15 protein-coding genes and 1 pseudogene are annotated in these 16,266 nt (G+C 74.2%); 10 read left to right on the top strand and 6 right to left on the bottom strand.

What is annotated here, in order from left to right:
- Window positions 1-2 precede the first annotated feature (2 nt).
- The gene (locus NFU81_RS08805; RefSeq protein ID WP_251487022.1) at window positions 3-980 is read left to right on the top strand and encodes an N-acetylglucosamine kinase; all 978 of its coding nucleotides are present in this window, start codon (window positions 3-5) and stop codon (window positions 978-980) included.
- 133 nt (window positions 981-1,113) lie between these two features.
- Window positions 1,114-2,001, top strand: a complete 888-nt coding sequence (locus NFU81_RS08800; protein WP_251487020.1) for a sirohydrochlorin chelatase — start codon at window positions 1,114-1,116, stop codon at window positions 1,999-2,001.
- A 111-nt stretch (window positions 2,002-2,112) separates the two neighbouring features.
- On the opposite strand, the gene NFU81_RS08795 is transcribed toward NFU81_RS08800, so the two are convergent.
- The gene (locus NFU81_RS08795; protein WP_251487017.1) at window positions 2,113-3,153 is read right to left on the bottom strand and encodes a lactonase family protein; all 1,041 of its coding nucleotides are present in this window, start codon (window positions 3,151-3,153) and stop codon (window positions 2,113-2,115) included.
- A 228-nt stretch (window positions 3,154-3,381) separates the two neighbouring features.
- On the opposite strand from NFU81_RS08795, the pseudogene NFU81_RS08790 reads away from it, so the two are divergent.
- Window positions 3,382-3,840: pseudogene (locus tag NFU81_RS08790) on the top strand (Lrp/AsnC family transcriptional regulator); the annotation flags it as partial.
- A 134-nt stretch (window positions 3,841-3,974) separates the two neighbouring features.
- Here the strand turns inward: NFU81_RS08790 and NFU81_RS08785 are convergent.
- Both NFU81_RS08785 and NFU81_RS08780 read right to left on the bottom strand, forming a co-directional pair.
- Complete coding sequence (locus NFU81_RS08785; RefSeq protein WP_251487014.1) at window positions 3,975-4,592, bottom strand: DJ-1/PfpI family protein; 618 nt, start codon at window positions 4,590-4,592, stop codon at window positions 3,975-3,977.
- Window positions 4,593-4,644: 52 nt separating this feature from the next.
- Window positions 4,645-5,655 (bottom strand): GlxA family transcriptional regulator, encoded by a 1,011-nt coding sequence (locus tag NFU81_RS08780; protein ID WP_251487011.1) that lies wholly within the window; start codon window positions 5,653-5,655, stop codon window positions 4,645-4,647.
- A gap of 303 nt (window positions 5,656-5,958) precedes the next feature.
- Here NFU81_RS08780 and NFU81_RS08775 point away from each other — a divergent pair, with 303 nt between their 5' ends.
- Window positions 5,959-7,797 carry a glycoside hydrolase family 35 protein gene (locus NFU81_RS08775; RefSeq protein ID WP_251487336.1) on the top strand — a complete coding sequence of 613 codons (1,839 nt, stop codon included), beginning with the start codon at window positions 5,959-5,961 and terminating at the stop codon, window positions 7,795-7,797.
- A gap of 12 nt (window positions 7,798-7,809) precedes the next feature.
- Here NFU81_RS08775 and ligD read toward each other — a convergent pair whose 3' ends face one another.
- On the bottom strand, window positions 7,810-8,826 hold the full coding sequence (gene ligD, locus NFU81_RS08770) for a non-homologous end-joining DNA ligase (RefSeq protein WP_251487008.1): 1,017 nt from the start codon (window positions 8,824-8,826) through the stop codon (window positions 7,810-7,812).
- Window positions 8,827-8,892: 66 nt separating this feature from the next.
- Here ligD and NFU81_RS08765 point away from each other — a divergent pair, with 66 nt between their 5' ends.
- Window positions 8,893-9,963, top strand: a complete 1,071-nt coding sequence (locus tag NFU81_RS08765; protein WP_251487005.1) for an ATP-dependent DNA ligase — start codon at window positions 8,893-8,895, stop codon at window positions 9,961-9,963.
- Window positions 9,964-9,974: 11 nt separating this feature from the next.
- Here the strand turns inward: NFU81_RS08765 and NFU81_RS08760 are convergent, their stop codons facing one another.
- A complete protein-coding gene (locus NFU81_RS08760; RefSeq protein WP_251487002.1) occupies window positions 9,975-10,397 on the bottom strand; it encodes a YjbQ family protein in 423 nt (140 codons plus the stop codon).
- A 386-nt stretch (window positions 10,398-10,783) separates the two neighbouring features.
- On the opposite strand from NFU81_RS08760, the gene NFU81_RS08755 reads away from it, so the two are divergent.
- The 5 genes from NFU81_RS08755 (at window position 10,784) to NFU81_RS08735 (ending at window position 15,862) form a co-directional block, all read left to right on the top strand.
- The gene (locus NFU81_RS08755) at window positions 10,784-11,590 is read left to right on the top strand and encodes a glycoside hydrolase family 3 N-terminal domain-containing protein (RefSeq protein ID WP_251487333.1); all 807 of its coding nucleotides are present in this window, start codon (window positions 10,784-10,786) and stop codon (window positions 11,588-11,590) included.
- Between the two features lie 79 nt (window positions 11,591-11,669).
- Window positions 11,670-12,794: an NAD(P)-binding domain-containing protein gene (locus NFU81_RS08750; RefSeq protein WP_251486998.1), complete on the top strand. Its 1,125-nt coding sequence runs from the start codon at window positions 11,670-11,672 to the stop codon at window positions 12,792-12,794.
- Window positions 12,795-12,924: 130 nt separating this feature from the next.
- Window positions 12,925-13,707 (top strand): (Fe-S)-binding protein, encoded by a 783-nt coding sequence (locus NFU81_RS08745; protein ID WP_251486994.1) that lies wholly within the window; start codon window positions 12,925-12,927, stop codon window positions 13,705-13,707.
- Window positions 13,704-15,173: a lactate utilization protein B gene (locus tag NFU81_RS08740; RefSeq protein ID WP_251486992.1), complete on the top strand. Its 1,470-nt coding sequence runs from the start codon at window positions 13,704-13,706 to the stop codon at window positions 15,171-15,173. The genes NFU81_RS08745 and NFU81_RS08740 overlap by 4 nt, the downstream gene beginning before the upstream one ends.
- Window positions 15,170-15,862, top strand: a complete 693-nt coding sequence (locus NFU81_RS08735; RefSeq protein ID WP_251486990.1) for a LutC/YkgG family protein — start codon at window positions 15,170-15,172, stop codon at window positions 15,860-15,862. The genes NFU81_RS08740 and NFU81_RS08735 overlap by 4 nt, the downstream gene beginning before the upstream one ends.
- Here NFU81_RS08735 and NFU81_RS08730 read toward each other — a convergent pair.
- Window positions 15,828-16,238, bottom strand: a complete 411-nt coding sequence (locus tag NFU81_RS08730) for a DoxX family protein (protein ID WP_422665168.1) — start codon at window positions 16,236-16,238, stop codon at window positions 15,828-15,830. The two genes, NFU81_RS08735 and NFU81_RS08730, sit on opposite strands and share 35 nt — an antisense overlap.
- Window positions 16,239-16,266 lie beyond the last annotated feature (28 nt).

Here is a 16,266-nt window from a genome sequence, read left to right as displayed (position 1 = left end):
CCGTGCCCGGCACAACGCAGTGGGTGCTCGGCGTCGACTCCGGCGGCTCCGGGGTGCGGGTGGCCGTCACCCGGGCCGACGGTTCCGGCGGCCCCGGCCCGGTCGCCGACGACCGGCCGGTGGCGACCGGCGCGCACGGCATCGACGCGGCGAGCCTGCTCGACCGGGTGCTGCCGCGGGCGGCGGGGCTGCTGCGCGAGGTGTCGGCCGGCTCGCTGGCCGCGGCCTGCGTCGGCGCGGCAGGCATGGCGACCCTCGGCGACGACCTGCGCGCGAGACTGCCCGCGGCGCTGGAGGACGCCTTCGGCGTACGGGCGCTCGCCCTGGCCGGTGACGCCGTCACCGCCTACGCGGGCGCGCTGGGGCTGCGCCCCGGTGTCGTGGTCGCGGCGGGCACGGGCCTGATCGCGCTGGGCACCTCGGGGGAGGTCTGGCGGCGAGCCGACGGCTGGGGCCATCTGCTGGGCGACGCGGGCGGCGGCGCCTGGATCGGCCGGGCCGGCCTCGACGCCGCCATGCGCGCGTACGACGGCAGGGCGGGCGGCTCCGCGGCGCTGCTGGCCTGCGCGCAGGAGCGGTTCGGCCCGGCGGGCGCGATGCCCTCGGTGCTCTACCCGCGCACCGACCGGCCCGCCGTACTGGCGTCATTCGCGCCCGACGTGGCCAGGTGCGCCGCACAGGACCCGGTGGCCTCGGAGATCCTGCGGCAGGCGGCCCAGCACATCCTGGAGTCGGCCGCCGCGGCCCGGCCGCAGCAGCCGGGCGAGATCGAGGTTGGCCTGGCCGGCGGGCTGTTCAAGATGGGCGAGCCGCTGCTCGGCCCGCTGCGGGACCAGGCCGAGTGGCTGCTGCCCGACGCGGTCCTGGTGCCCGCCGCCGGCGACCCGCTGGACGGCGCCCTGCTGATCGCGCGGGCACTGCACCGCGGCGCGCTGGCGCTGCCGGTCGACGGTGCGATGCTGCACGCCGTTCGGCGATAGCCGCTGCTCAGACGCATACGATAGTGAACGGGTGACCGAACGTCATCGGGGAAACGGACACTTCTGGACAGGTCTGACCTGTCTCGTACCCGGCTGAGCAGGACCGCGCCGCAAGGCGTTAGCATGCGTCGCCATGAGCACTACCACAGGCGACCCCGCCTCCGGCCTCCCCGTTCGCATGCCGCGCCCGCGCCAGACCGGACGCCACCGCCGACCGGAGGCGCTGGCCGCGCCCGAGGGCGCCCCGGTGCTGGTCCTGGCCGTCCCCGGCACCCCCTCAAGCGCGGCGCTCAGCCTGGCCGAGGAGGTCGTCAGCATCGCCCGCTCGGAGCTGTCCGGACTCGACCCGCGGATCGGCTTCGTGGACGGCGACGGCGACCAGGACAGCGAGTTCCCGTCCCTGCGCAGCGTGCTGGACAAGGTCGCGGGCGAGCGTGCGGGCGAGGACACCGCGGCGGTCGTGGTGCCGCTGCTGGCCGGCCCCGAGGCGTCGGTGCTGCGCCGCGTCCGGCAGGCCGTGGCCGACAGCAAGGCGCAGGTCGAGCTGACCGAGGTGCTCGGCCCGCACCCGCTGCTCGCCGAGGCACTGCACGTCAGGCTGTCCGAGGCGGGCCTGGCCCGCGCCGACCGGGCGCGGCTGTTCACGGTGGCGACGGCGGCCGACGGCATCATCCTGGCCACCGTCGGCGGCGAGGAGGCCGCGCAGGCCGCGGGCGTGACCGGGCTGCTGCTGGCCGCCAGGCTCGCGGTGCCGGTGCTGGCGGCGGCGCTCGACGAGGACGGCGCCATCGCGCAGGCCGCCGAGCAGCTGCGGTCCTCCGGGTCCGGCACGCTGGCCCTCGCGCCCTGCCTGATCGGCCCGGAGATCGCCCCCCAGCTGCTGCACACCGCCGCGGCCGAGGCGGGCTGCTCGGGCGCCGACGCCCTGGGCCCCTACCCGGCGGTCGGCAAGCTGGTGGTCACGCAGTACGCGGCCGCGCTGGGCCTTTCGCTGCAGCAGCACGGGGCGCCCATCCACTGACGGCGCAGGGCGGCAAAGCGGCGGGCGGTCCCTCCTGGAGGGGCCGCCCGCCGCCGTGTCGCCCGGGACCCCGGGACCGCCGCCCGGGAGGGGTGCCTTCAGGTGTGCCCGTCAGACGAAGAGCACGCAGGACGCGGCGGGCACGTCCAGCGAGCCGGCCTGCTTGGGGACGCCGGTGGCCGGGTCGACGTCGAACCAGGTGACGTCGCCGGAGCGCTCGTTGGCCGCGTAGAGCCGGGTGCCCGAGGGGTCGAGGGTCAGGTCCCGCGGCCAGTCGCCGCCGCAGGGGACGGTCTCCAGCAGCTCCAGGCTCTCGCCGCCGGCGCCGAGGCCGAGCACCGCGATGCTGTTGTGGCCGCGGTTGGCCGCCCACGCGAACCGGCCGTCGTGCGAGACCACCAGCTCCGAGGGGTAGTTCTCGCCTTCCACGCCCTGGGGCAGCACCCGGGTCTCGGCCACCGGGCGCAGGCTGCCGCGCTCGGGGTCCCAGGTGCAGACGGTGACGACGGAGTCCAGCTCGTTCATCACGTAGGCGTGGCCGCCCGCCGGGTGGAAGGCCAGGTGGCGCGGGCCGATGCCGGAGCGCAGGCCCAGTTCCCGCTCGATCTCCAGCTCGCCGGTGGCCGGGTCGAGTTCGCAGACCCGGACCGAGTCCGTGCCCAGGTCCACGCTGACCGCCCAGCGGCCGCTGGGGTCGGTCAGCACGGCGTGCGCGTGCGGTCCCCGCTGGCGCTCCTGGTTCGGTCCGTCGCCCTCGTGCTCCAGCAGCGAGCGCAGGGCGCCCAGGCTGCCGTCGGCAGCGATCGCCAGCACGCTGACGCTGCCGGGCTCGGCGTAGTTGGCGGTCAGCAGGTGCCCGCGGTGGACGGTGAGATGGGTGGGGGAACCGCCGTGCACGGCGACGGGGGCGCCCAGCAGCTTGGGGGCCGCCGGGTCGGCGAGCGAGAACGCGGCCGCGGCGCCCTCGGGTTCGGTCTCGCTGACGGTGTAGAGCGTCCTGCCGTCGGGGGACGCGGTGAGGAAGGACGGGTTGGGCACGTCGGCGGTGTCCCCGAGCGCGACCAGCGCTCCCGTGTCCGGGTCGACGGTGGCCGTGGTGAGCCCGCGCCCACCCGCCGAAGTGAACGACCCGATGTAAACGTGCCCGGCCACTGCCGTACCTCTTCCGCCTGATGTCTGTACGGCGGCTGAGAGTAGTACCTGACGCTCGGGCACTCGCCCCCGGGTCCGCCAGTGGCCCGTCGATGCGGCGGTCGTCCGGGGCCGTTGGGTACCGCGGGCGGGTACTTGCTGCGGTGATGGCTCAAAGTAGTCGGTCAGGCCCGGGCCATCAGTACGGTGATCATGACATCCCGACGACGGCGAGGAGGCCGCGCTCCCATGCCCTTGGACGCCCTGGACGCCCGCATACTGCGGCTGCTGCTCGACCGGCCGCGTACCAGCGTCCGCGAGTACGCCCGCATCCTGGGCGTCGCCCGCGGCACCCTCCAGGCGCGGCTGGAGCGGCTGGAGCGCGACGGGGTCATCGTCATGGCAGGTCCCAGGGTGTCGCCGGTCGCCCTGGGGCACCCGGTGCTGGCCTTCGTGCGGATCGAGGTCGCGCACGGCCATCTGGACGACGTGGGGGACGCGCTCGCGGCGGTGCCGGAGATCGTCGAGGCCTTCTCCATCACCGGCAGCGGCGGCGACTTGCTGACCCGGGTCGTCGCCCGGGACAACGCGCATCTGGAGGGGGTCATCCAGCGGCTCGGCCGGCTGCCCGGCGTGGTGCGCATGCGTACCGAGATAGCGCTGAGCGAGCGCGTACCGCATCGGGTCCTGCCGCTGGTCGAGTCGCTGAGCCCCGGTCCCGAAACCGAACCGGCGGCCGCGGCGGGCACCGGCCCGCTGGACGGCGGAGGCGGGGACGGCGGCGAAGGCGGGGACGACGGGGACGGGGACGACGTGGGCCGCGGCGGGGACGGCGACGGCGCTCAGCGCGACGCCAGGTAGTCCTTCGCGGCCTGCGGCGCCTTGCTGTACGACCCGGCGTCGAAGGGCGGCTGCGGGTCGTACTCGATGGCCAGCTGGAAGGCCTGGGCCGCGACCGGACCGGCGATCAGCTCGGCCAGCCGCAGCGCCATGTCGATCCCGGACGACACGCCCGCGGCGGTGATGACCCGGCCCTGCTCGACCACCCGCTGCTCGGTGTACCGCGCGCCGTACGCCTCCAGCAGGTCGGTGGCGCTCCAGTGGGTGGTGGCCCTGAGGCCGTCGAGCAGCCCCGCCGCGCCCAGCAGCAGCGAGCCGGTGCAGACCGACGTGGTCCAGCCGGCAGTGGCGGCGATCCGCCTGATCCATTCGAGCAGCTCCTCGTTGCCGACGTTCGCACGGGCGCCCGGGCCGCCGGGTACGACCAGGACGTCGGCCTCGGTGACGTCCGCGAGGGCCGCGGTGGCGGTCAGGGTGAGCATGCCGGCCCCGTCGGTGACCGGCCCGGGCTCGGCGGCGGCGAAGACGACGTCGGCGTCCGGCAGCATCCGCAGGACCTCGTAGGGGCCGACGGCGTCGAGGGCGGTGAGCCCTTCGAAGACCGGGAAGACGATGCGCATGGCGGTGGGCCTTTCTGGCCGGGCACCCGGCCGGGATACGTGACGCGCCGGCTCAGCGCGCGGCGGCGGGCGGGGCGGAGAGCAGGGCGGAGTGCGGCGCGAAACGCCTGCGGTACTCCCCCGGCGTGACCTGCACGGCTCGCTTGAAGCTGCGCTGCAGGGTCTCGCGGGTGCCGTAGCCGCAGGCGCGGGCCACCGCCTCCACGGTGGTGGCGGTGGACTCCAGCAGCCGGCGGGCGGCCTCCACCCGGGCGCTCTCGACGTACGCGCCCGGGGTGCGGCCGGTCTCGGCGCGGAAGACCCGGGTGAAGTGGCGCTCGCTCATACCGGCCCTGGCCGCGAGCGCCGGCACGCTGAGGTCGCCGGCCAGGTGGTCGGCGATCCAGTCGAGGACGTCGCGCAGCGACTGCCGCTCGGGCCGCTGGGCTGCCAGCTGTGCGCTGAACTGCGCCTGGCCGCCGGGGCGCTGGACGAACATCACCAGTTGCCTGGCGACGGCCCTGGACACCTCGGGGCCGTCGTCCGCCTCGACCATGGCGAGGGCGAGGTCTATTCCGGCGGTGACACCCGCCGACGTCCACAGGTCGCCGTCGCGGACGAAGATCGGGTCGCGGTCGACGGCGACTCCGGGATAGAGGGCGGCCAGCCGCTCGCACTTCGACCAGTGGGTGACCACCCGCCGCCCGTCGAGCAGTCCGGCCGCGCCGAGCAGGAAGGTGCCGCTGCACACCGAGGCGGTGCGGCGCGCCCGGCGGGACGTGCGGGCGAACCAGTCCACGAACGCGGCGTCCTGGCACGCCTGGTGGACGCCCCCGCCGCCGACGGCGACGAGGGTGTCCACCGGTCCTGTGACCTCACCGGTCGTCAGGGTCGGGGAGACCGCGAGGCCACCGCTGCTGACCACGGGACCGGGCGTCGCGGCCACCGTGTCGATGACGACGTCGGTCCCCTTCCCCGCCCGCGCCGTCACGCGTGCGGCCTGCACGAAGACCTCGTTGGGGCCTGCGAGGTCGAGCAGCTGGAAGCCAGGGAAGACGGCGAAGACGATTCGTCGGCTGGTCATGCGTTCATCGTCGGCGCGGCGCGTGATGGCGGCAAGGACAGGCTTATGACGATTCCCGCCACTCTGCTGCCGTGGCCGGGCGGGTCGCACACGGCGCTCGGCAGGTGATACCGATCGCATACACCGAGCAGATGAGATCTCATCACCAGGCCATATTGCGACAGAAGGCTCTTGGCATCGATAACATCTCTCTGCCAGAGTTCCACCAGGCCGCGCGGAGGCGTGGGGTGGGGCGAGCGGGAGGTCGTGGGAGTGGAGCCGTCAGCCGGCGAGCAGGTCTCGGTGTCCTTCCGCGGCGTGGCCATGGGCGTGGCGCCGTCCGAGCCGGGGACGGATCCGCGGCACATTGCGCAGCCTTCGGCGCCGGCCCTGCTGTCGTACCCGCAGGGCGAACTGCTGCGCGGCGGCCGCCCGCACCGTGTCCTGGCCGGGTCGCTGCACTACTTCCGGGTCCATCCGGCGCAGTGGGCGGACCGCCTGGGGCGGCTCGCGGCGATGGGCCTGAACACCGTGGACACCTACGTCGCGTGGAATGTCCACGAGCCGCACCGCGGGCAGGTCCGCTTCGACGGCGGCCGCGACCTCGGGCGCTTCTTCGACCTCGCCCAGGACGCGGGCCTCGACGTGATCGTCCGGCCGGGTCCCTACATCTGCGCGGAGTGGGACAACGGCGGGCTGCCCGCCTGGCTGACCGGGATGCCCGGGATGCGGCCGCGCTCGTCGTACCGCCCCTACCTCGACGAGGTGGCCCGCTGGCTCGACATCCTGATGCCGCGGATCACCGCCGCGCAGGCGGCGTACGGCGGGCCGGTGGTCGCGGTGCAGGTCGAGAACGAGTACGGCAGCTACGGCGACGACCGCGGCTACCTGGAGTGGTTGCGCGACGCGCTGACCGGCCGGGGCGTCGGCGAGCTGCTCTACACCGCCGACGGGCCGACCGAGCTGATGCAGGACGGCGGCAGCCTGCCGGGCACCCTTGCCACGGCCACCTTCGGCTCAGAGCCGGCGGCGGCCGCCGCGCTGCTGCGGGCGCGGCGGGCCGGGGAGCCGTTCCTGTGCGCCGAGTTCTGGAACGGCTGGTTCGACCACTGGGGCGAGCCGCACCACGTACGGTCGGTGGACAGCGCGGCAGCCGCCCTCGCCGGCATCCTGGACGCCGGCGGCTCGGTGAGCGTCTACATGGCGCACGGCGGCACCAACGTCGGCCTCGGCTCCGGCGCCAACCACGACGGCGTACGGCTCCAGCCGACCGTGACCAGCTACGACTCCGACGCCCCGGTCGCCGAGAACGGCGCCCTGCGCCCGAAGTTCCACCGCTTCCGCGAGCTGCTGCTCGCCGCGACCGGCGCCGATCCCCGGCCGCTGCCGCCCGACCCGCCGATGCTGACGCCTCGTACGCTGCTGCCGGTGCCGGGCGCGGGCCTCCTCGAAGGGCTGACCGCGCTGGCACCGGCCACGGACTGGCCGCACCCGCCGAGCTTCGAGGAACTGGGCCAGGCGTCGGGGCTGGTGCTCTACCGCGCCCACCCGCTGGTGCCCGCCGGCACGCACGAGCTGACCGTGCACGGGCTGCACGACCGCGCCCAGGTCTTCGCCGACGGTGTACCGCTCGGCGTGCTCGACCGGGAGTCCGGCGCCCTGCCGCTGACCGGCACCGGGCGGAGGATCGCGCTCGACCTGCTGGTGGAGAACCAGGGCAGGATCAACTACGGCCCGCTGCTCGGCCAGGGCAAGGGCATCCTGGGCGGGGTGCGGATCGGGCCGCGCCTGGTGCACGGCTGGTCGGTGCACGGGCTGCCGCTGGACGAATGGCCGCAGGCCGAGGTCGAACGCGCCCCCGGAGTGGCGCCGCCCGCGGGTGGCTGCGGCTTCGCGACCGCCCGCCTCGACGTCGGCACCCCGGCCGACACCTTCCTGGCCCTGCCGGGCTTCGGCAAGGGCTTCGTCTGGGTCAACGGGACACTGCTCGGCCGCCACTGGGAGGTCGGCCCGCAGACCACCCTCTACGTGCCCGCGCCGCTGCTGGCCGCGGGCCGCAACACGGTGACGGTGCTGGAGCTCGAACGCTTCGGCGACCGGATCGAGTTGCGCGACCGCCCAGAGCTCGGACCGCCGCAGGAGTACGTCGAGACCTTCGACTGAGCCCTGCCCGGCTCAGTCCTCTCCGGTCTTCCTGGCCCGGCTCGGCTGGACCCGCTTCGGCTCACCCTTCATCTTCGGGTGCTCCGGCGGGTACGGCAGGTCGCCGAGGCCGTGCTCGCTCTCGTCCCGGTCGGCCAGGTCGAGCGCCGCGTCGAGCCGGAAGGCGTGCTCGTCCATATCGGCGTGCAGGTCGCCCACTTCGGCGTACCGCTCGGGCATGGTGACCAGGTCGAAGTCCGCGGGCGCCACCTCGGTCAGCTCCTCCCAGCGCAGCGGGGCCGAGACTGGCGCGTGCGGGAAGGGGCGTACGGAATAGGCGCTGGCGATCGTACGGTCGCGGGCGGTCTGGTTGTAGTCCACGAAGATCTTCTCGCCGCGCTCCTCCTTCCACCAGGCCGTGGTGATCCGCTCCGGCGCGCGCCGCTCCAGCTCGCGCGCCACCGCGATGGCCGAGCGCCGCACCTGGGTGAAGGTCCACTCGGGCGCGATCGGCACGAAGACGTGCAGGCCCCGGCCGCCCGAGGTCTTCGGCCAGCCGGTCAGGCCGAGCCCGTCCAGGACGTCGCGCAACTCCTGCGCGGCGCGCACCGCGTCGGAGAAGTCGGTACCGGGCTGCGGGTCGAGGTCGATCCGCAGCTCGTCGGGGTGCTCGGTGTCGCCGCGGCGGACCGGCCAGGGGTGGAAGGTGAAGGTGCCGAGGTTGGCCGCCCACAGCACGGCCGCGGTCTCCGTCGGGCAGATCTCGTCGGCGTAGCGGCCGCTGGGGAAGGAGATGCGGCCGGTCGGGATCCAGTCGGGCAGGTTCTTCGGCGCGCGCTTCTGGAAGAACGAGTCGCCCTCCACCCCGCTGATGTAGCGCTCCAGCGTGGTGGGCCGGTCCCTGAGCGCCCGCAGGATTCCGTCGCCGACGCTCAGGTAGTAGCGCACCAGGTCGGCCTTGGTCAGGCCGCGCCGCGGGAAGTAGACCTTGTCAGGATGCGACACCTTCACGGTGCGTTCGCCGACGGTCAGCTCCAGCGTCTCTGCCATGACCCCACGCTAGGCCGGACGCTCCGCCCGCGCGCCCTGTGCGCGGCGGGCGCGCACAATCGGAGCATGGACTTGCCGGTGATGCCCCCAGTGCAGCCGATGCTGGCCAAGGCCGCGAAGGCCATCCCGGCCGGCATGCAGTACGAGGCCAAGTGGGACGGCTTTCGCGCGATCGTCTTCCGCGACGGCGACGAGATCGAGCTGGGCAGCCGCTCCACCAAGCCGCTCACCCGCTACTTCCCCGAGGTGGTGGAGGCGCTGCGCACCCGCCTGCCGCCGCGCTGCGTGGTCGACGGCGAGATCGTCATCGCGCGGGACGGGCGGCTGGACTTCGACGCTCTGCTGGAACGCATCCACCCGGCCGACTCGCGGGTACGCCATCTGGCGGCGGTGACGCCGGCGAGCTTCGTCGCCTTCGACCTGCTCGCGCTCGGCGACAGGTCGCTGATGGCGGCGCCGCAGCGGGACCGCAGGGCGGCGCTGACCGAGGCGCTGCGGGACGCGTCGGCGCCGGTGTACATCGCCCCCGCCACGGACGACGCGGCGCTCGCGGCGGACTGGTTCGACCGCTTCGAGGGCGCCGGGCTCGACGGGGTCGTCGCCAAACCGCCGGACCTGGGCTACCGGCCGGGCGAGCGCGTGCTGGTGAAGGTCAAGCACGAGCGCACCGCCGACTGCGTCGTCGCGGGCCTGCGCGTGCACAAGAGCGGGCCGGTGGTCGGCTCCCTGCTGCTCGGCCTCTACGACGGCGAGGGGCGCCTCCAGCACGTCGGCGTCTGCGCCTCCTTCCCGATGCGGCGCCGCGCCGAGCTGATGGAGGAGCTGGCCCCGCTGCGGATGGACTCGGTGGCCGGCCACCCCTGGCAGGAGTGGGCCAGCGAGGAGGCACAGGCCTCGGGACGGCTCCCGGGCGGCCCCAGCCGGTGGACCGGCAAGAAGGATCTGTCCTGGCTGCCGCTGCGCCCCGAGCGGGTCCTGGAGGTCGCCTACGACCACATGCAGGGCGACCGCTTCCGCCACACCGCGCAGTTCCGCCGGTGGCGGCCGGACCGGGAACCCGGGCAGTGCACGTACGCGCAACTGGAGGAGCCGGTCGGCTACGACCTGGCGGACTTCCTGTCGGCGGAGCGGAGCTGACGGGCCGGCTGTCAGCCGAGGAAGCTGAGCCGCACCTGGCGGCGGGGGTTGTCGCGGTTGGTGTCCACCAGCACCACGGACTGCCAGGTGCCCAGCTCCAGCCTGCCGTGGACGACGGGCAGCGTGGCGTGCGGCGGCACGAGCGCCGGCAGGACGTGGTCGCGGCCGTGCCCCGGGCTGCCGTGCCGGTGCCGCCACCGTTCGTCGGCGGGCAGCAACTCCCGCAGGGCGGCCAGCAGGTCGTCGTCGCTGCCCGCGCCCGTCTCGATGACGGCCACGCCCGCGGTGGCGTGCGGCACGAAGACGTTGAGCAGGCCGTCGCCGCCGGCGGCCGCCTCCCTGAGGAAGTCCGCGCACTCCGCGGTGAGGTCGTACACGTTCTCCGCCGAGCCGGTGGAGACGTCGATGACGCGCGAACGATAGCGATCAGCCATACCCCCATTCTCCCCCCGGGCACCCAGGCCCCTGCTCCCCCCAGCCGCGTGGCGGGGGTTGCCCTCTGCGGAGAGGGTGAGCGTCTTTCAGGGGCGCGGTGCCGCACCTGATCTGCGGTCGGCCCCGCGCAGCCATGACCCACCGAAGGGTGCCCGCCCGCCGCAAGGGGCCGTCGCCCGGGGGCGCTGGGGGTACCTCCAGGCGAAGCTCTGGGGGCGGAACCGCGAGCCGAGCCACGACGGCGGGAAGCACGCAGCGCCACCGCAAGTGGCAGTCTCCAGGACCGACCCGGGACGGGAAGTGCGGTCATTGCCGCCGGAGGCGATTGGTCTGTACCATTCAGCGACGCGTCCGCTCTGGCCGCATCCCGGAGGGGGTGAACGTCATGCGCCGGCTCACCGCACTGGTCGACTCCTGCCTGCTGCCCACCGTACGCGGCCGCCACGGCCGCCTCCCCGAGTGGGTTCTGCGCGGCCTGGAGAACGGCACGCCAGGCGCAGCCGTCGAGGCACGGGCGACGGCCGACGCGCTGCGGGCCACGCTGCCCGACGCGCTCACCGGGCACCCCGGCGCCCCGGCACGGCACCACGCGGACGGCGGCGGCAACGCCGCGGCGGCCGGCCTCGTCGCGGCGGGCGCGAACCTCCATCTGGCCGTCCGCCCAGGACTCCGCGCCGACGAGACCCGCGTCTTCGTCACCGACCTCCAGATGCACGGCGTGGCCGCCGCACTCGGCCCCTTCACCGCAGGAGGCAGCCTGCGGCCGTTCGCCGAGGGCGCCGCCGCGGGCGTACGGGCGATCACCGCCGGGCACACCCCGGTGCCGGACGACGAGCAGTTGCCGGCGATGCTCAGCGCCCGTGCGGTCACCGGCGTGTTGCGCGGCGAACTGGGATACGGCGGCGTCGTGCTGAGTGACACGCTCGACGCACCCTCGATCGTCGACGGCTGGGGCGTACCGGGAGCCGCGGTGCTGGCCTGGATCGCCGGCGTGGACCTCGTACGGCTCGGCCCGTCCAGCGGCGCCGGCGTGCGGGACGCGATCCATGCGGCGGCGGCGCGCGCGGTGGCCGACGGCGACCTGCCGCAGTGGCGGCTGGAGGAGGCGGCGGAGCGGGTCGCGCGACTGCGCCGCTGGGCCTGCGAGCCGCGGATGCCCGCGGAGCCGGCACCGACCGCGGGCACCAGCTGACGCCGGGCGCGGGCTGGCAGTGAGCGCGGGCTGACGGCGGGCGGGGAAGCATTCCCCCTGCTCCGCGGTTGGCACAGGCATGAACGATGCGGTGCGTGAGGTCGAGGTGGCCGTCGTCGGCGCGGGTCAGGCGGGCCTGTCGGCCGGGTATTTCCTGCGCCGCGCGGGCCTGGCCCCCGACAGCGGCTTCGCCCTGCTCGACCACTCCCCCGGCCCGGGTGGCGCCTGGCAGTACCGCTGGCCGTCGCTGACCTACGGCAAGGCGCACCGGGTGCACGAACTGCCCGGCATGCCGTTGGGCGACGCCGATCCCGACCGGCCGTCGGCCGAGGTGGTGGCCGACTACTTCGCCCGCTACGAGCGCGAGTTCGACCTGCGGGTGCACCGCCCGGTGGACGTGGCGGCGGTGCGCGAGGGGGACGGCGGGCGGCTGCGCGTCGAGACCGGCGCGGGCGTCTGGTCGGCGCGGGCGCTGATCAACGCGACCGGCACCTGGGACCGGCCCTTTCTGCCGTACTACCCGGGCCAGGAGACCTTCCTCGGCCGCCAGTTGCACACCGCCGGCTACCGCGGCGCCGCCGAATTCTCCGGCCGGCACGTGATCGTGGTGGGCGGCGGCACCTCGGCGGTGCAGTTGCTGATGGAGCTGGCGGAGGTGGCACGGACCACCTGGGTGACCCGGCGCCCGCCGGTGTTCCGCAGCGGACCCTTCAACGAGGAGTGGGGACGCGAGGCGGTCGCGACGGTCGAGCGGCGGGTAAGGCAGGGGCTCCCGCCGCAGAGCGTGGTGAGCGTGACCGGACTGGCCGCTACCGAGGCCGTGCAGCGGGCCGAGGCGCGCGGCATACTGCGGCGGCAGGACATGTTCGACCGGATCACCCCGCACGGCGTGGCCTGGAACGACGGGCGCACCCTGGACGCCGACGTCATCTTGTGGGCGACCGGGTTCCGGGCCGCCCTGGACCACCTCGCCCCGCTGCGGCTGCGCGAGCCCGGCGGCGGCATCGCGGTGGACGGCACCCGGGTGCTCAAGGACCCGCGCATCCACCTGGTCGGCTACGGGCCGTCCGCGAGCACCATCGGCGCCAACCGCGCGGGCCGCACCGCCGTACGCGACATCCGGGCACTGCTGTCCGGCGCCCCCGCCGATCCGGCGCACTCCGCCACACCGGTGAGCGAGCGGCCGCTGGAGCGCGTGCGCTGAACGCGGCCTTTGCCGCGCCGCGATCAACAAACATCGGAGGTCTTCTTCCCTGAGGAAGGGGACTGCGGCAGTATGAGCGCATGCGTGATCGAGATCAGCCCGGCCGTCGCCGGGGCGGCACGGAGGCCCCATGCGCGTAGCCCTTTTCCTGACGTGTGTGAACGACATGCTCTACCCGCAGACGGGGCGGGCGGTGGTGCGGCTGCTGGAGCGGCTGGGCGTGGAGGTGGACTTCCCCGCCGGGCAGACGTGTTGCGGGCAGGCCCAGTACAACACCGGTTACCGGCGGCAGGCAGAGCCGCTGGTGCGCCGCTACGCCGAGGTCTTCGACGGGTACGACCACGTGGTCACCCCCTCCGGGTCCTGCGTCGCCATGGTCCGCGACAACTACCCCCGGATCGCCGCACGCGCCGCCGACGAGGGCCGCGACGAAGGACTCGCCGGCGCCGCGGCGGCAGCGGTGCCGAAGACGTACGAGCTGACGGAGTTCCTGGTCGACGTGCTGGGTGTGACCGATGTCGGCGCGTACTTCCCGCACACCGTCACCTACCACCCCTCCTGCCACGGGCTGCGGATGCTCGGCCTGGGCGAACGCCCACGCCGGCTGCTCCAGGCCGTCCGCGGACTGGAGTTGCGGGAACTGCCGGGCGCCGAGGAGTGCTGCGGCTTCGGCGGCACCTTCGCCGTCAAGAATCCCGACGTGTCCGCCGCCATGGGCCAAGACAAGATCGACAACGCGCTGAGCACCGGAGCCGGCGTGCTGTGCGGGGCCGACAACTCCTGCCTGATGCACCTCGACGGCATGCTGCGCCGCCAGGACGCCCCGCTGAAGGCCCTGCACCTGGCGGAGATTCTCGCCTCGACCGAGGAACGCCCCTATATGGCAGCGGAAACGACAGGAAAGATCCGATGAGCAGTACATATCTGGGGTTGCCGTCGTTTCCGGTGGCCGCGGCCGAGTCGACCCGTGACGAGCAGTTGCGGGCGAACCTGCGGCACGCCACCCACACCATCCGCGCCAAACGCGCCACCGCGATCAGCGAACTCACCGACTGGCCCGAACTGCGGGCAGCGGGTGCGGCGATCAAGGACCACACCCTGGCCCACCTCGACCACTACCTTCTCCAGCTGGAGGCCGCGGTCACCGCGGCGGGCGGCACGGTCCACTGGGCCGTCGACGCCGACGACGCCAACCGCATCGTCGCCGGCCTGGTGAAGGCCACCGGCGAGACCGAGGTCGTCAAGGTCAAGTCCATGGCCACCCAGGAGATCGGCCTCAACGAGGCGCTGGCCGCCGAGGGCATCCACGCGTACGAGACCGACCTCGCCGAACTCATCGTGCAGTTGGGCGACGACCGGCCCTCGCACATCCTCGTCCCGGCCATCCACAAGAACCGCCACCAGATCCGCGACATCTTCAGCCGGCAGATGGCCGCCTGGGGCCGCCCCGCCCCCGACAACCTCACCGACACCCCCGCCGACCTCGCCGAAGCCGCCCGGCTCCACCTCCGCGAGAAATTCCTCCGGGCCAAGGTCGCCATCTCCGGCGCCAACTTCATGATCGCCGAAACCGGCACCCTCGTCGTCCTGGAGTCCGAAGGCAACGGACGCATGTGCCTGACGCTGCCCGAGACCCTGATCTCGGTCGTCGGCATCGAGAAACTCATCCCCACCTGGCAGGACCTGGAGGTCTTCCTGCAGACCCTGCCCCGCTCCTCCACAGCGGAGCGCATGAACCCCTACACCACCACCTGGACCGGCACCACCGACGGCGACGGCCCCACAGACTTCCACCTCGTCCTGCTCGACAACGGCCGCACCGACACCCTGGCCGACAGCCTCGGACGCCAGGCCCTGCGCTGCATCCGCTGCTCCGCCTGCCTCAACGTCTGCCCCGTCTACGAACGCGCCGGCGGCCACGCCTACGGCTCCCCCTACCCCGGCCCCATCGGCGCCATCCTCACCCCCCAGCTCCGCGGCACCACCACCGAACTCGACGCCTCGCTCCCCTACGCCTCCACCCTCTGCGGCGCCTGCTACGACGTCTGCCCCGTCGCCATCGACATCCCCGACATCCTCGTCCACCTCCGCGAACGCATCACCGAGCAGCGCCGAGGCCACGCCCTCGAACGCGCGGTGATGAAAGCCGCAACCTGGGTCCTCGACCACCCCAGCGCCTACGCCCTCGCCCGGCAGACCGCCACCCGCACCCGGCACCTCCACCCCACCGAACTCCCCGCCCCCACCCCGGCGAAGGCCTGGAGCAACGCCCGCGACCTCCCCAGATTTCCAGGCCGGTCCTTCCGCACCTGGTGGAAGGACCGCCCCGCCGGCGAAGCTCCGCACGGGCGGCCCGCACGAGAGGACACGACCCGATGACCGCCGCCGACAAGGCCTCCGCCGCAGGCAGCTCACGCGAGCAGGTGCTCGGCCGCATCCGTGCCGCCATCGGCGACGCCCCGGCAGGTGAGGTGCCGCGGCTCGACCCCGCCCTCCGCACCTACCGCGACACGCACGTCCCCGACGACCCCGCGGTGGTCCTGGACCTGCTGGCGGAGAACCTGGCCGACTACCGCGCGGGGGTCCACCGGTGCACGCCGGAGGACCTCGCGGCGACGATCGCCCGGCTGCTGGCCGAGCGCGGCGCCCGTGCCGCCGTCACACCGCCGGGGCTGCCCCGGCCGTGGCTCGGCGCGATCGCGGGCACGGAAGTGATCGACGACGACGGCACCCTGACCGCCCAGCGGCTCGACGCCGTCGACAGCGTCATCACCGGTTGCGCGCTGGCCGTCGCGGAAACCGGCACCGTCGTGCTCGACGCGGGACCGGACCAGGGCAGGCGCGTCCTCAGCCTCGTTCCCGACCACCACATCTGCGTCGTGCACGCGCCCGAGCAGGTCGTCAGCTCGCTGCCCCGGGCACTTCCCCGGCTCGACCCCCGGCGCCCGATGACGTGGATCTCCGGACCTTCCGCGACCAGCGACATCGAGCTCGACCGCGTCGAAGGCGTCCACGGCCCCCGCACGCTCGACGTCATCCTGGTGAGTTCGCCACCGCGGAGCGGCTGACCTTCAGCGCCCAGAGCACCAGCGGCACCTGGACGGGGAGCCGGGCGTAGGCGGCGGCCTTGTAGGGGGTGCGGCGGTGGCGCCAGTCGTAGGCCATCTTGACGTTGGCCGGGAAGACGGCGACGAAGAAGCCCGCGGTGAGCAGGGCGCCGGCGCGGCGGGTGGCGGGCAGGGCGACGGCCGCGGCGAGCGCGGCCTCCACCGCCCCGCTGGCCTGCGTCCAGGCGCGGGCGCTGCCGGGGAGCGCGGACGGCACCAGGGCGTCGTAGGGCTCGGGGCGCGCGAAGTGGGTGACGGCTGCGCCGGCCAGCAGGCCGGCGAGCAGGTGGGCGGAACGTGCGGGCACCGGGGCGTACCTCCTGACCGGCGGGCACATCCCGCCGGTCCCACACCCTACTCTCCGG

Source organism: Actinacidiphila cocklensis, from assembly GCF_907177275.1.
GTDB lineage: Bacteria > Actinomycetota > Actinomycetes > Streptomycetales > Streptomycetaceae > Actinacidiphila > Actinacidiphila cocklensis.
Note: the sequence above shows the minus strand (reverse complement) of the source record. Positions and strands in the feature narration are given on the sequence as shown.